The organism is Oleomonas cavernae (assembly GCF_003590945.1).
In the GTDB taxonomy this organism is placed as follows: Bacteria; Pseudomonadota; Alphaproteobacteria; order Zavarziniales; family Zavarziniaceae; genus Zavarzinia; species Zavarzinia cavernae.
Genome location: NZ_QYUK01000011.1, coordinates 255,361 through 269,551, shown reverse-complemented (window position 1 = coordinate 269,551; position 14,191 = coordinate 255,361). Strand labels below are relative to the sequence as shown.

Annotated in this window: 11 protein-coding genes and 2 pseudogenes; 6 read left to right on the top strand and 7 right to left on the bottom strand. The window is 62.2% G+C overall.

Annotated elements, in window-relative coordinates; translation table 11 throughout:
- Positions 1 to 15: 15 nt before the first annotated feature.
- Positions 16 to 1,152 (bottom strand): calcium-binding protein, encoded by a 1,137-nt coding sequence (locus tag D3874_RS04860; RefSeq protein WP_119777078.1) that lies wholly within the window; start codon positions 1,150 to 1,152, stop codon positions 16 to 18.
- Positions 1,153 to 1,844: 692 nt separating this feature from the next.
- Here D3874_RS04860 and D3874_RS04855 point away from each other — a divergent pair.
- Together D3874_RS04855 and D3874_RS27830 are read left to right on the top strand one after the other, a co-directional pair.
- A complete protein-coding gene (locus D3874_RS04855) occupies positions 1,845 to 2,972 on the top strand; it encodes a helix-turn-helix transcriptional regulator (protein WP_147385525.1) in 1,128 nt (375 codons plus the stop codon).
- Positions 2,973 to 2,990: 18 nt separating this feature from the next.
- Positions 2,991 to 3,251 (top strand): hypothetical protein, encoded by a 261-nt coding sequence (locus D3874_RS27830; RefSeq protein WP_147385524.1) that lies wholly within the window; start codon positions 2,991 to 2,993, stop codon positions 3,249 to 3,251.
- 359 nt (positions 3,252 to 3,610) lie between these two features.
- Here D3874_RS27830 and D3874_RS04850 read toward each other — a convergent pair whose 3' ends face one another.
- A complete protein-coding gene (locus D3874_RS04850; protein WP_119777076.1) occupies positions 3,611 to 5,155 on the bottom strand; it encodes a TolC family outer membrane protein in 1,545 nt (514 codons plus the stop codon).
- A gap of 816 nt (positions 5,156 to 5,971) precedes the next feature.
- Between D3874_RS04850 and D3874_RS04845 the strand changes: the two genes are divergently transcribed.
- Entirely contained in the window at positions 5,972 to 7,063 is a 1,092-nt protein-coding gene (locus D3874_RS04845; RefSeq protein ID WP_119777075.1) for a helix-turn-helix transcriptional regulator, read from the top strand.
- On the opposite strand, the pseudogene D3874_RS29960 reads toward D3874_RS04845, so the two are convergent.
- The 5 genes and pseudogenes from D3874_RS29960 to D3874_RS04820 all read right to left on the bottom strand — a co-directional run.
- Positions 7,060 to 7,848 (bottom strand): annotated as a pseudogene (locus D3874_RS29960) (IS5 family transposase); the annotation flags it as partial. The gene D3874_RS04845 and the pseudogene D3874_RS29960 overlap by 4 nt on opposite strands.
- 18 nt (positions 7,849 to 7,866) lie before the next feature.
- Positions 7,867 to 9,393 carry an IS66 family transposase gene (gene tnpC / locus D3874_RS04835; protein WP_119777074.1) on the bottom strand — a complete coding sequence of 509 codons (1,527 nt, stop codon included), beginning with the start codon at positions 9,391 to 9,393 and terminating at the stop codon, positions 7,867 to 7,869.
- Positions 9,394 to 9,449: 56 nt separating this feature from the next.
- Positions 9,450 to 9,806 (bottom strand): IS66 family insertion sequence element accessory protein TnpB, encoded by a 357-nt coding sequence (gene tnpB / locus D3874_RS04830; protein WP_233559839.1) that lies wholly within the window; start codon positions 9,804 to 9,806, stop codon positions 9,450 to 9,452.
- Positions 9,803 to 10,270, bottom strand: a complete 468-nt coding sequence (gene tnpA, locus D3874_RS04825; protein WP_119777073.1) for an IS66-like element accessory protein TnpA — start codon at positions 10,268 to 10,270, stop codon at positions 9,803 to 9,805. Before tnpA ends, tnpB begins: the two co-directional genes overlap by 4 nt.
- Positions 10,271 to 10,518: 248 nt before the next feature.
- Entirely contained in the window at positions 10,519 to 11,691 is a 1,173-nt protein-coding gene (locus D3874_RS04820; protein ID WP_119777072.1) for a recombinase family protein, read from the bottom strand.
- Between the two features lie 764 nt (positions 11,692 to 12,455).
- On the opposite strand from D3874_RS04820, the gene D3874_RS04815 reads away from it, so the two are divergent.
- The 3 genes and pseudogenes from D3874_RS04815 to mobF all read left to right on the top strand — a co-directional run.
- Complete coding sequence (locus D3874_RS04815; RefSeq protein ID WP_119777071.1) at positions 12,456 to 12,797, top strand: hypothetical protein; 342 nt, start codon at positions 12,456 to 12,458, stop codon at positions 12,795 to 12,797.
- Between the two features lie 163 nt (positions 12,798 to 12,960).
- Entirely contained in the window at positions 12,961 to 13,368 is a 408-nt protein-coding gene (locus tag D3874_RS04810) for a hypothetical protein (protein WP_119777070.1), read from the top strand.
- 4 nt (positions 13,369 to 13,372) lie between these two features.
- A pseudogene (gene mobF / locus D3874_RS04805) lies at positions 13,373 to 14,133 on the top strand (MobF family relaxase); the annotation flags it as partial.
- Positions 14,134 to 14,191: the final 58 nt, after the last annotated feature.

Genomic DNA, 14,191 nt, shown 5'->3' with positions numbered 1-14,191 from the left:
GTCAACCGGCGAGGATCAGAAATGGAACCAGTTGCTATCCACTTCGCTCAGGGAAACGCCGACGATCTTGAAGGCCGTGCCATCCGGTCCGGTCACAAGCACACCGCCCGCGACCTTGGAGATCGTCAGATCGCCGATGCCATTGGCGCCGGTCTGGTGGACATCAATGACATCCTCCGACGGGTTGAAGTCGCGGATGACATCCACCACACCATCGGCACCATGCATCGAGAAGGTGTCAGCACCCGCGCCGCCCTTGAGCAGGTCGATGGCAAAGTCCTGGAAGCCGCCGAAGAGAGTGTCGGCCCCCGCGCCACCGTCGAGCTGATCCGCGCCCGCATCGCCAAAGAGCGAGTCGTCGTCATCGCCGCCGAACAGTTTGTCGTCGCCGGCACCGCCATAAAGCGTGTCGGAGCCAGTGTCACCGTAGACCCTGTCCGCGCCCGCATCGCCGCGGGCGTAGTCGTCGCCAGCCCCGCCGCTCACATAATCGTCGTCATTGCCGCCAAACAACTTATCGGCGTCATCGCCACCATAGAGCTTGTCGGCGTCATCGCCACCGTAAAGCGAATCCTCGCCAGCATGGCCATACAGCGTGTCGGTACCGGCACCACCCGACAGGTAATCGTCCCCATCCCGGCCCAATAGCGTGTCGCTGCCGTTGGCCCCCAGCAACGTATCGTTGCCGAAGCCGCCGTCCAGACGATCGTCGCCCGAGCCACCGTTGACCGAGTCGTTCCCCGAACCGCCGAGCACCGAGTCGTTGCCGCTAGCCGTTGAAATGATGTCGTTGCCGTCGCCGCCGTTGACGTTGTCGTCACCGGCACCGGAGATCAGCGTATTGTTCGCACTGTTGCCGGTCAAAGTGACGTCGTCCCGCGTATCCGCGACAACCGCCTCGACTCCGGTGGGCAGCCGGAAGCTCTCCTTGACGATCACGACGTCGTAGCCGGCGCTGCCCTTCACGGTATCGCCAACACCGACAAAGATGACGTCGTCGCCCCCGGTACCCAGCAGGGTTTCAAAGGTTGGGGACAACCCGCCATCGGCCGCGACAGTCGAAACATTGAAGCCGGGAGGAAGCCCGCTCTGCAGAACAGCCAGTTCGGACGCTGTCAAGGCATCGTGAACAGCACTCGGTACGGTCGCCATCTCTAATCCCCCACCACGTTGGCCTAACCTCAAGGAAAGATTGCCACATCGGCAAAGTCGCTGCAACGCACAAAACAAATGATGTACCAACTAAACAATATTTATCTTTGCATTTACAAAAATTTACTTGAGTCCAAACCACACGATGCCAAAACTGTATCCGTTTTGGCGCAATACTGCGGCATTTTATCTTTATTGTTTAATTACGACTTGTTTAGCAGCAAACATTAAAACAAAAATCCCATCCGGCAGGATCCACCGTGTTGTGAGGTCCAGCGACGAGGAGAGCGATGCATGAGCGAATATCCAAAGGTGAAAATTCACCCCCCGCACCACAGCTCCACGTGGCTCTACTATCCGGCGTGCCCGCCCTGGCGGCGTCCCCCGTTCGGGTGATCGCAGGCCGTTTTTTTGCAGTGCGCCCTACTTCGATTGAGATAGGCGAAAATCTGGCTCGATTTTAATACTGCTTCGCGCGGCAGTTGAGGTGAATCAAGACGTGGAGGCTCGAAATCGACGATGCCTAGACCGCAGGCGACACCTTCCTTGGCGGGTGCACTTGAGTGCCTCCAGCGGAAAGCAATTGGGCGATGCGCGCCCGGAGCGCGCGCGGGGCCTGACCGGATCGCGCCCTTGATGCTGGACAATTTTGCCCGAAAGGACGAGGCCTCGGAAGGCCTCTCAACTTGCCAATGAAAGTGCAGAACCTCTACGAGCTGGTAGACCAAATCTATGCCGCAGCTTGGCTGCCGCAGCGCTGGACCCAGGTGTTGAATCGGTTGGTTGCGGCCTGTGGTGTGCAGGGTTGCGTGCTATACATCATCTCAGGGGGATCGGTGCGTTGGATCGCGTCGGAGGCTGTTACGCCCTTGGTTGCTGAATTTGTCGGGGACGGATGGTGCCGTAACAACCGCTGGGTAACCCGTGCAATCGCGAAGCAATTCCCCGGCTTTTTGGGTGACGGCGACCTCTTCACCGGTGCTGAACTGGAGAGCGACCCGATCTATCGAGATTTTCTCGTCCCACGCGGTATTCACTGGACGGTCGGAACCACGATCCAACTTCCGGACGGCGAAATCGCGATCTTCCAGCTCGTTGGAGACCGCACACGGCCGCCATTGACATCCGCAGAGCTGGAAATACTCGATACCCTGCGCCCTCACTTGGCACGCAGCGCCATGGTCTCGGCGCGCCTCCCTCTGATCAAGGCTGAATCCGCAACACGGACGCTCGAGGCAATGGGATTGCCAGCAGCGGCCATCACGTCGGATGGTCGGATCAAGTTTGCCAACTCGCGGTTTGAAAGCCTGGGCAAGCGGATAACCACTTACCGAACGACCGGACGCATCAGTATCGCCAACGAAGCAGCCGCGAAGCTGTTTGAAACCGCGATGGCTGGCCTAGGCAGCGGGGGGACCACAGAAACACGTTCCATTCCAATTCGTGGTGATGGAGAGCCCCCCATGGTCCTTCACATTTTGCCTACACGCCGCGAATCTAACGAAATCTTTGGCGATACAGGTGCCCTTATTGTGGTTACAGCGGTTGGCACACCGGGTGCTCCTCCCGCATTGCTGCTGCAAGGCCTTTTCGACCTGACTCCCGCCGAGGCGCGAGTGGCACAGTCGGTCGCAGAAGGGGCGACGTTGGAGGAACTTTCCGACACGCTGAAAGTATCGCGTGAAACCCTGCGAACACAACTGAGGATGGTCTTCGCCAAAACAGGTACGAAGCGGCAAGCTGAGCTTGCCTCGCTCATCCTGGGCTCAGTCAGATTCCATGCCCCGGATGTTTCGCGAAAGGCCAAAAAGCAACCCTGATGAGCGATAGCCATTCCATTGTTCGGCAAGCCAGGCCCAGGGCGCGGTCAGGGGCTTCCTTTCTGTTTCAGGCTCAAAGCATTGTCCGTTCTTGATTTCATGCCGATGGGCGAAATTTTTCCGACACTATTGCTGGCATCAGCAATTTTGAGTTTTATTGACGCCGCCATATATTTTGGCCTTTCAAGAAAAGCCAACCCTATCGGGGCTATAGTTAAACTACTCAGCAGCAAGGATGGCGCTTTTACATTTATTTTACTTATGGGGGATGGTTTGTGATCTCAGCTTTGGTAGTCCTATTTTTTGAAATAATCATGTTTATCAACGACTAACAACGCCACCGAGGAGAGGGGTAGGCGCTCAGAATTAGAGACGCACAGGATTGAAGCCAGAGCCCCCACAAGAAGAGCCACCAGCTCCGCCTGGCGCATCGTGCCGGTTTTTTGCAAATACTGAGCGGAGGTGAGACCGGATCGCCCCAAGGATGCATTGCCGAAGCTTCTATCGCGCCGCCCGCAACGCCGCGGCGGGCGGTCCTATGGCCTCGAGTGTCCCGGCTGCTGTTTGCACACGCTCAAGGTTTAGTCGGCTCGACATCAGCGCGGCGCGCTAAACGCGGCCTGAGCGGATTGCGACAATCAAGGCGGCTGAATTTCGTCCGCTGGTATGCCGAGGAGTGTGGTCCAGAAGCCCTCCCCCTCCGACGCTCCGGCGGGCGTCGAGACCGCGGCCTGTACCGGCTCCATGGCTGGGGACCCGGGACGGGTGGCCTCTGGCGGGATCAAGGGAGCCGGCGCGGTCGAAGTCGGGACGGGAACGAGTCCCGGCGCCAGCGGATCCGTCGCAAACCAGGCGTCCCCCACCTCTTCGGCGTGGGCCTTGGCATCGTACAACTCAGTGACCAAGCCGGTCTCCTGGGCGGAGAACGCGCCGACGGCCGAAAGCAGTTGCCAACCCGCGAAAACTTCGTCCCGCTCCGCGATCGCCAAGCGGCTTTGGGCGTTCAGCAGATCCTGTTCGCTGTCCAACACGTCCGTCGTCGTCCGGAAGCCGAGCCCGGCCTCCTCACGGACACCCTTGAGGGCCGCTTCCGCTCCCTTTACCCCTTCGCGCGCATAACCGATGACATCGCCGCTGGTCACCAAGCCATCGAACGCATCCGCGACGAGACGCACGACCTCTCGCTCGACGGCAACGGTCCCGGCACGCTGTTGATTCCAGAATTCCTTTGCCCGGCGGATTTGCGACTGGGTGGCTCCACCTTCGTAGAGCGGAACTCTCAACTGCAGCTGAAGCGAATACTGCTCCTCCTGCTGGTTATCGAACGACTGATTTTCGCTATAGGCCCCGGCAGCAACAAGATTGAGCGATGGGTAAAGCGCCGCTTCCGCGCGGCCGATATCGGCCCGCGCGACATCCTCGGCCCGACGAGCTTCGAGAAGCGTCGGATTGCCTTTGATGGCGATTGCCGTCGCTTCTTCCTTCGTCCCAGGCAGCCCGGGCGGCAAGCCAGGTGGCGAAACCTCCAAAGGCGGATGCCCGACAACCTCCTCGTAAGCACTACGCGCCCTGCGCAAATTCAACTGCGCGGCGACGTGGTCCGCCTGCACCTGAGACAACCGTGTCTGGGTCAAGGCGATATCGGTCTGCGACACATCGCCCTCATTGAAGCGGCTTCTGTTCGCCTCCAACTCGCGCTCGAGATTGCCCTCGATTTCCGCGGTGATGTTGACCAGAGCCTGATCCCGGATGACGTTCAGGTAAGCACTGACAACGGACAGGAAGACCTGCTGTTCGACGGCGGCGAGATTCGCCCGGCCCTGCTCGATCTGCGCGTCGGCACTTCGCAAGGCGGCGAACCCGCTCAGCGGAAACAGCGGCTGCACCAATTGAGCTTGACCGTCAAATGGGGCCAAAGTCTCCCGCCGCTCCTGCTGCAAGCGGATGGTCGATCGACCACCGGATCCTTGAAGCGTGATGCTGGGGCGAAATGCCGATAGCGCAAGCGCCAATTGCTCGTCGGTCACCCTCAAGCCGGCGCGGGCGGCGGCTAGCTGCGGATTGGTCTGGTAGGCCGATATCAATGCTTCCGTGAGGGTCTCGGCGTCGGCCGGCACAAGCGCCGACAGCCCCATGAAACAAGCCGCCAAAAGGGCGCGAATACCAATGATGGGGATCGTCATGGGGCAAAGTGCTCCGCGCACAAACTCGTTGAAAGCAGCGCCATGAACCGTGTCGCCGGTGAGGACACTTCGCCGGGCTCGGCGAAGTGCATCTTGCCGCCTTTCGGCCTGTCTGCATGAGCATGCCCGCCCAACACTACCTCATTTTTCAGGCCACCCGAAATCCCGTCCACCAGCCGATGTACCGCAAGGCAGGATGCGCCACTCCATTTTGGCGCTGGTAACCGCCACACGGCATCACCCGTTCGGGTGAAGAAAGGCGCATTCGCTTTCTAGAGGTTGGGCACGTCTTCCGGGTTCAAAGGGGCTGCCATTTGCCGATGGCGTGCGCCCTCAGAATGCTACATAGAACGTGGAACGTGGCGGCTGTAATCTTGAGAGTCTTAGCGTGTCGGCAAATTCAGTCCAATGCCTTGGGCAAAGAGGAGTAACACCGATCGGTTCCCGTCCATGAAAGAGGGGGGAAATTCGTCCGGCTGAGTTGATCAATCGAGCGGCCAGACCCTTTGGTCTCGATCCAGGCCAGCTTGCTTGAAATTGCCCAGCTCAGGATCATCAACAGCGTCAACCCAGCGCCGCTGGTGGCTATCGCTCCCGTGCAAGCCCAGCGAACTACTTCGCCGACCGTAGCATGCCAGGAGCCTACCAGCCCCCCACTGCCTGGATGGGTTACCGGGGATGCGGTTTTTTTCAATGCTCGCACAGGATCACCAGGAATGGAGAACTCCGAACCAGTCACTCGCTTCCCTAGTTTGTTCGCTGATGCTGCAAAAAATTTACCCGTGACAGGCACCTAACTCATAGGCACCGGAAGCAATGCGCACGCCTGAAGAGCTGATCGATGATATTTACGCTGCTGCGTTCCTACCCTCGCTCTGGCCCCGAGTCCTGGATCGGCTTACCGAATTCGCGGGGGGCTTTGGCACGGTCATGCTTACCGCGCAGGGGGAGGATCTGCGCTGGATCGCGACGGCGGCAGCGACGCCGATCATGGAAGAGTTCGTTTCCGGTGGATGGATGCGTCACAATCAACGTGCTGTGCGCGACGCCGCAATGCAGCACCCCGGCTTCCTTACCAACCAGGACATGTTCACGCCCGAGGAACTCGACACCGATCCGCTACATGTGGAATTTCTGCGGCCGCGGGGCCTGGGCTGGAATTTCGGCACAACGGTGGCGGTACCGAGCGGCGACCTGATTGCCCTCAACACTGAATTTCGGTACGAGCATGGGCCTGTACCGGCCAGCGTTATCGCGGCCGTCGACCCGCTCAGGCCTCACTTTGCCCGTGCCGCCCTGATATCATCGCGACTGCGGCTTGAAGAGGCGGCTACGGCGACGCACACCCTCGAGGCTTTGGGCCTTCCCGCCGCCGTACTGAATCATGACGGACGGGCCATCGCGGTCAATTCGCTGTTCGACACCCTGGCCCCTCGGATAGCCACCCGAGCGGACGAACGCATCGTGCTCAACACCCCCGGCCCTGCGGCCACTATGCTGGCGCAGGCTGTGGCCACACTCCGCCAGCAGGACGGTACACCGCGCTCATTTCCGGTGCGCGGCGACGAAACCGGCCCGCCCCTCATCTTTCACCTGGTTCCCATCCGTCGCGAGGCGCACGACCTGTTCGCTGCCGCCGCAGGGGTTCTGGTGGCGACCCCCGTTCAGCAATCAGGGACTCCGGCTGCATCAATGCTGCAGGGGTTGTTCGACCTTTCGCCGACGGAGGCTCGCGTCGCCAGAAAGATCGCGGGCGGCCAGAACATAGAGGCCGTGGCTGCGGCGCTTGGAACGTCCCGAGAAACAGTGCGCCATCATCTGAAAGTCGTATTTCAAAAAACCGGAACAAACCGCCAGGCTGAGTTGGTCTTGTTGCTGTCGGGGGCTAAGGGATTCACGGCGGCCTAGGAGTCGTGGACAAAAGGTATCCAGAGTTTGATTGCCGCGATGGTGACGAAGCCAAGGAATGACTCGGCGGATTTGTCGTAACGGGTGGCAACACGCCGCCAGTTCTTGAGCTTGTTGAACAGGCGCTCGATCAGGTTGCGCTGCCGGTAGAGATCTCGGTCGTAGTCGATCACCTGGCGCCGATTGCTCTTGGGCGGGATGACCGGCTCGATCTTGGCCGCGAGCAGCACCTGGCGAATGGCGTCGGCGTCATAACCTTTGTCGGCCAGCATGGCCTTGATCTTCCCCTCGACCATGCGCAGCAGCGGGAAGAAGCCCTGATTGTCGTGGGTCTGCCCTGGCGTCAGCGTGAACCCGAGCGGCCGGCCTTGGGCGTCGCAACGGGCATGGATTTTGGTCGAGAAGCCACCGCGCGAGCGGCCGAGTGCCTCAACATTTTGAGTCCCCCTTTTGTGCCGGCCGCACAGTGGTGCGCCCGGATGACAGTGCTGTCCACCATGTCTGCCCGTCGGTCCCGGGTGGCCAGTTCGGCCAGGGTTTGCAGCATCGCATCGAACACCCCAGTCTCGATCCAGCGCCGATAGCGCCGGAAGATGCTGTTCCACTTGCCATACTCGTCCGGCAGATGGCGCCATTGCGAACCGGTCCGCGCGATCCACAGCATGCCCTCGAAGTAGGGGCGGTTATCCTGCGCAGGGCGCCCCCACCGCCCTCGTTCCGCCGGCAGCAACGGCCCGATGAGCGCCCACTCTTCGTCTGTAACCCCGATCCGTTCGCCCAACGATCCATCGTAAGCGTCGTTCTCAGGCCACGGTGATCGAAGCGGCGTTGTGAGCCCAGGGCATGAGTTCGTCGAGGCGGCTGTTGGGATGAGCGTTGACGATCCTGGTGATCGTGCTGGTCAGATAAGCCATGGGATCGACGCCGCCGAGCTTGCAGGTTTCGACGAGGGAGGCGATGACAGCCCAGTGCTCGGCGCCACCGTCCGAGCCGGCGAACAAGACATTCTTGCGGGTCAGCGCCAAGGGTCGGATGGAACGCTCGACGACATTGGAGTCGATCTCGACACGGCCGTCGGCGAGGAAGTGGCAGAGGCCGTTCCAGCGCCCCAGCGCGTAGCGGATCGCCTCGGCGAGTTTGCTCTTCTGGCTGATCAGGCCGAGCTTCTCGCGCAGCCAGGCCTCGAGTGCCTCGACGATGGGACGGCTTTGCGCCTGCCTGGCGGCCCGCCGCTCGTCGGCGCCCTTGCCGCGGATCCCGGCCTCGATGCGGTAGAGCCCGGCGATGCGTACCAGCGCCTCGCTGGCGATCGGCGCGTTGCCGGCGGCGGCGAGTTCATAGAAGCGCCGGCGCACATGGGCCCAGCAGAAGGCGAGCGTGACGGCATTCTTCTCGGCCAGGGGCCGGTAGCCGCTATAGCCGTCGACCTGGAGCACGCCGGCGAAGCCGGCGAGATGGGCGAGCGGGCGCTCGGCCTTGCGGTCCGGGGCATAGACATAGGCGACCGCCGGCGGGTCCGTGCCGCCCCAGGGCCGATCGTCCCGGGCATAGGCCCAAAGCTGGCCGGTCTTGGTCCGGCCCCGGCCAGGATCGAGCACCGGCGCCGTGGTCTCGTCGGCGAACAGCTTCAGCGAGGTCTTCAGGATCGCCAGCAGCCGTTCATGCACTGGCCGCAACAGGAAGGCGGCACGGCCGGCCCAGTCGGCCAGGGTCGAGCGGTCGATATTGATTCCCTGGCGGCCCCAGATCTGCGCCTGGCGATAGAGGGGCGCGTGGTCGGCATATTTGGTGACTAGGACATGGGCGACAGTCGCCTCTGTGGGCAGGCCGCCTTCGATCAGCCGCGCCGGGGCTGGCGCCTGCAGGACGACATCCTCGCAGGCCCGGCAGGCATATTTGGGGCGGCGCACCACCAGGACCCGGAACTGTGCCGGCATGATGTCGAGGCGCTCCGCCCGGTCCTCGCCGATCGCATGGAGCTCCCCGCCACAGCAGGGGCAGGCCTTGCTCTCGATATCCACCACCGTCTCGATGCGCGGCAGATGGGCCGGCAGGGCGCCGCGGTTCGCCCGGCGCGTCGCGGCCCGGTCCTTGCGCAGCAAAGGCGTCACCGCCTCTTGTCCCGCTTCGTCACCGGCGAGACCTTGCTCGACCTCCTCGAGGCCCAGCAGCAGTTGATCCTCCGGCAGGCTTTCGGCCCGCCGCCCGAAGCGGTGGCGCTGTAACTCCTTGATGATCTGCTCGAGGCGTTCAGCGCGGGCACGCTCGGCGATCAGCATCGCCTTGAGCGTGCCGGGATCGTCGGGAAGCGTCTCCGCCAGGATGGCCATGGCAGAGATTGAATCACGGCCGGCAAGGGCTTGCGAGTGGTTTGAAGAGCTTTCGGTCAGCTTGGCGCGACGGGCACATGGCTCTCGCGGAACTCATGGACACGCCGCCAATCGAGACCTTCGAGCAGGGCCGACAATTGCGCCGCCGTCAGCCGCATCACGCTGTCCCGCGCACCCGGCCACTGGAACTTGCCATCCTCCAGGCGCTTGGCGAACAGGCACAGGCCCGTGCCATCCCAGAAGATCAGCTTCACCCTGTCGACCCGCCGGGCGCGGAACACGTAGACCGTGCCCGAGAAGGGGTCGGCCTTCATTTCCTCGCGCACCAGGGCGGCCAGCCCTTCTGCTCCCTTGCGGAAGTCGACCGGCCGGGTCGCCACCATCACCCGGACCGCGCCCGCAGGGCCGATCACGAGGAGGCCTTCAAGGCCCGCAGCACGACGGTGAGCGTCTCGATCTCGGCACCGGCGCCAACAGTCACCGTAACGCCATCGATGGCGATCTCGATGGCACCGGCGTGCTTCGCGCTTGCTCTCCGCAGCCGCGGCTGACGGCGGACAGGTCGACCTTGCGCCTCTTCCGCCGGCGGGGCTGGCGGCTCGACGATCGCCGGCACGAACAGCCTCTCCGCCGGCGCCTCCCTCGCCAGCGCCGGCTTGCGCAGGTCGCGGCGCCAGGTGAACAGTTGCTGCGGCGTCAGCCCGTGGCGGCGGGCGACGCTGCAAACCGACTCCACCCCGCTCAGGCTCTCCGCCACGATCGCCGCCTTCTCGTCGGCGCTCCATGCCCGCCGACGTCCCTGGCCCGTGAAAACCTCGATCCGCCGCACCGGTTCGTCCGCGCCCTTAGGCTCAGGCATAAGCTCTGAAATCGACATGTGTCGAAGCCCTCCATCGGGCACGAGCATCACGCCTCAGCGACTTTCCCGAAAGGTGGGCCGGGGACGACGCTTACGATCCATCTCCCCTCAAGATGAATCCTTGAATCAAAACCGACGGCAGACGTCAAGCTTTTGTCCACGACCCCTAGCAGGATATGACTACGCAGCATGAGCGAAGCCGACGGTGCCCTTTAGCTCGAAGCTGGCGTAAAATCATTGATCGCGCCTTGAACCAATGGGCCTGCTCAACGAGCGAGCAACAAGTTGATGGGGCCAAGGAGCTGGAGTGTATAGGCCCCGCGCCCCGGCCGAGGAAAAATGGAAATCGTATCAACCAGCCTCGACAGCACCAACTGGGCCGGCTCAGTGGATCCGGCGGCGGTCAGGCATTCGTCAAAATCGGCAAGCACGGTGGCATAGAACGGCAACACCTCTTCAACATTCGCCGAGCAGGGAGCTTTCAATTTTTGAAACTCCAACCAAGCGGTTTTCAGTTCGGCGACCAGATTCTCTGCCGCCTGCAGAAGCGAATGAAGGTCCTCGCTAACGCTTGGTGGCTTACCGGTGCTAATGAGCTGTCGCCTCAATTCAGCATTCCGAGTGTTGCCAGTTTCAGGTGTGGCACCCTCGATAGAGAACCTGTGATCCATTCGGTGAATTTCGGTGACCCTTTCGATAATTAGCTCCAGCTCGCGAATTGTCCGCCCCTGTAGGTGGTCCTGCGAAACCGTTCGATTGTTTGAGCAGGTGCCTCGTTCACGGAAATTTAGGCACACGAGCCTGTCACCGGTTGCCCCGATCGACATTGCGCCGTCACATAGCCCGCAACGCACGCGCCCCTCAATGAGGGATGCCTTCCTCATAGCCCTGCTTGGCCCAGTGACTGCGCTCCCCGAAGAGTCGGGCCGGCGCTGCGACGTGATGGCCAATCGCGCCTGCACAGCGTTCCATAAGTCTTGGTCGATTATACGAAGGTCCGGCGCCTCTTCGACAATCCAGGCATCTGCGGGATTCGGGCGAGTACGGCGCCTGCCGGTCGTGGGATCTCGATAGTACCTTTGCTTGTTGGTGACGATCTGGCCGATATAGAGTTTGTTGCGCAGCAGTCCAGTCCCACGGCTGCCGCTTCCCAGCAACATTGCAGCGCTCCATAGCCCTCCCCGGGGCGCTGGGAGTCCCTCCAAATTGAAGCGGTGAACAATCTGCCGCAACGATCGACCGGAAGCATATTCTTGGAAGATGCGCCGAACGACATCAGCCTCTCCGGTCAGAACAACTTTGCGTGGCTTAGAAAAACGTCGACCATCCGCTGCAGGACCCGACAGCCAATAGCCGTAGGCGCACCCGTCGCCGCGACGCACGCTACCGACCAGCCCCAACACCTTATCTTGAGCGTAGCGTGTCGAATCCGTGGTCACCGCAAGCGCTCACCGCTCCAAAGGCATGCCTTCCACCAGGAGCAACGCCCCGGGCCTTTGCGAAACCACCCGATCCAACATCGATGCGGACCTGTTCACGGCGCGTGAACTCGCATCCGGTCAACGCACTGGGGGCAGACCTCGCACCAGTTATGTAGTGTCGCTGTAATTTTGAGGCATCACCCGCATGGGTGATTGTTGCTTCAACGAAACGATAGTATCGCCGCCTCCGGTGATGGTCATAGACCCTTTGGTCCAGCAGACCCCGCCCCTGCCTCATTCGCGGCACTTCATCGATGTTTGATTTTTTTGTTATGGCACCTCTGCACCGAGGTGCTACAGGCATAGACCTGAGACGCGCCATCCCGCCTGTGGGATGGCAGTGAGATTCCGCTGAGGCATCAGGCTCTCACCTGATTACATGGCCCGCCGTCTTCTATTGCATCGGACATCGAGAATCCGACCGGACTCCTGCTGGATGCAATCTCGACATCACGTTGGGCTCCCAGCCACGATACCCCTGCAATCAGCGACACCCTACTCGCGACACGCCGGAGCAGCATATCGGCGGGCGATTGAGCGGCCGCGATCCTGCATCCCCTCGACCCCATATACGACAGGGGCAGGCAATTCCGCCGCCCTCGCCCGCGGGGCAGCGGAACGCTCGCCCCCGCACAGCCACCCAATCCCGCGCAGGCGAGAGGAAGGACCCCCATGAGGCTCGACGACACCCCTTCGAGGTCTGGCCGGGCACGACCCTGGTCATGTACAGCCGCGCCCATCTGCTCTGGGAGAACCACGCCGCGGACCAGCCGACGGATGCCCTGGCTGGCGGCCTGATGGCGGCCGGCGGACCCGGTAGCGACGACACATCGATCTATCATCGCCTCGCCCGGCGGCTCCGCCATACCGGCAGCGTCGACAGCCAGGCGGATTTCGCGGGGCTGGTGCGTGCGATCCTGCTTGGCAACGGTATCGGGCTGGCCAGCGCCTACGGCTCGGCTCAACCAGCGCTTCTGCTGTGGGCGGCGGCCGGCCGCTTGATGGAGATCCTGGGGATCGAACACCCCAACGAACTGATCGGGCCGGAACCTGCGACTGAGTAGGTCTCTCCACTCTGCGCAATAGACGGTTCCGCACAGTTTGGTGATTCACAGCTCGCACATTTTCGGATTTCAGGTGACATGCTTGGAATCCGCTTGGGACGGCCAGCATATTGATCAGGAGACAGCCGACGCCCGTCGTTGACACTTGATCAGGGATTGCCCCATGGCCGATTCATCTATCCCTATCCGCATCTGGCCCGCGACGCTCGAGGCCGCGCGGGGGCTCTTTCCCGACGACCCGACACCGCTGGCGATCGCCAAGAGCGTCGAAGTCGCGGTGCTCCTGTCACGGCTCGACCACATGAAGCAGCAGCTGTTCGACAAGATCGTCGCGGCGTTTGTGGAGCGGATTGACCGGCGCCTGGAACCCGTGGCGGCGCTTTTTGAGACGGTCCTGCGGCACCAGGGAGAGAACGATCGCCGCGTGGCGAACCTCCTGAACGAGATCCTTGACAAGCTGGTGTCGGCGCCGGCGCCGGACGGCAGCTCGTTGCAGGCCATGTTCGCCAACCTCATCCGCGAGATCCAGCAGTTGAGCGTCTACCTCCAGCACCTCCAGCCACGCCGGTGATGTCATGGTGATCTCGATCATGCACGCGCCCGGCACGGCGTATTACCTGGATGCACCACAGAGCTATTACCTGGAAGGGCACAAGTCGGCCGGCTACTGGATCGGCTTCGGCCAAACCGCGGAGGCCTTGGGACTGCGTACGGGCGACCCGGTAAAGGCTGAGGCCTTCGAGCGGGTCTTTCGCGGCCATCACCCTGAGACTGATGAGGCGCTGATCCGCCCCTACGAGGGCCGCCGCGAGGCCGAGGATGCGACCCACGCGGCGCCTAAATCGGTTTCGATTCTGCGCGGCCTGGGCTCGCCTGAGATCGTCGCGGAGATCGATGCCGCCCAGGCGGCCGCGGTCCAGGCCTCCCTCGATCAGGTCTTCAACCGGCACGCGGTGTCGCGGCGCGGCAAGCAAGGTCAGGGCGCACCCGACCCAGCCTCGCTCATCGTCGCGGTATTCCCGCATGCCGATGCCAGGCCCACGGATGAGGCGATCGGCGATCCGCATCTGCACTCTCATGCGGTCATCATGAATTTGTCGCGGGCAGCGACGGTGCATGGCGCTCGATCGACGGCGGAGTGCTCTACGATTTTCAGCGGGAAGCCGGCAGCGTCTACCGCCTGACCCTGGCGAGAGAGCTCCGGACACGGCTGGGTGTCGAGATCCTGCCCGGCAAAGACGGTTTGTTCGAGATCGCCGGGGTTCCCGAGCGCGTGATCTCCGCCCTGTCGAAGCGCCGCGGCGAGATCGACGAGCATGCCTCGGCGGCACGGCGGGGGGTTCAGCAACGCCGAAACCGGCGGCCCAAGGGGTCGATCGATGAGACGACCCAGC

Bases quoted from the DNA above. Each gene is read 5' to 3' on its own strand.
- D3874_RS04855 (WP_147385525.1), top strand. From the start codon at position 1,845: ATGAAAGTGCAGAACCTCTACGAGCTGGTAGACCAAATCTATGCCGCA.
- D3874_RS04850 (WP_119777076.1), bottom strand. From the start codon at position 5,155: ATGACGATCCCCATCATTGGTATTCGCGCCCTTTTGGCGGCTTGTTTC.
- tnpC (WP_119777074.1), bottom strand. From the start codon at position 9,393: ATGGCCATCCTGGCGGAGACGCTTCCCGACGATCCCGGCACGCTCAAG.
- tnpA (WP_119777073.1), bottom strand. From the start codon at position 10,270: ATGTCGATTTCAGAGCTTATGCCTGAGCCTAAGGGCGCGGACGAACCG.
- D3874_RS04810 (WP_119777070.1), top strand. From the start codon at position 12,961: ATGGCCGATTCATCTATCCCTATCCGCATCTGGCCCGCGACGCTCGAG.
- D3874_RS04815 (WP_119777071.1), top strand. From the start codon at position 12,456: ATGTACAGCCGCGCCCATCTGCTCTGGGAGAACCACGCCGCGGACCAG.
- D3874_RS04860 (WP_119777078.1), bottom strand. From the start codon at position 1,152: ATGGCGACCGTACCGAGTGCTGTTCACGATGCCTTGACAGCGTCCGAA.
- D3874_RS04845 (WP_119777075.1), top strand. From the start codon at position 5,972: ATGCGCACGCCTGAAGAGCTGATCGATGATATTTACGCTGCTGCGTTC.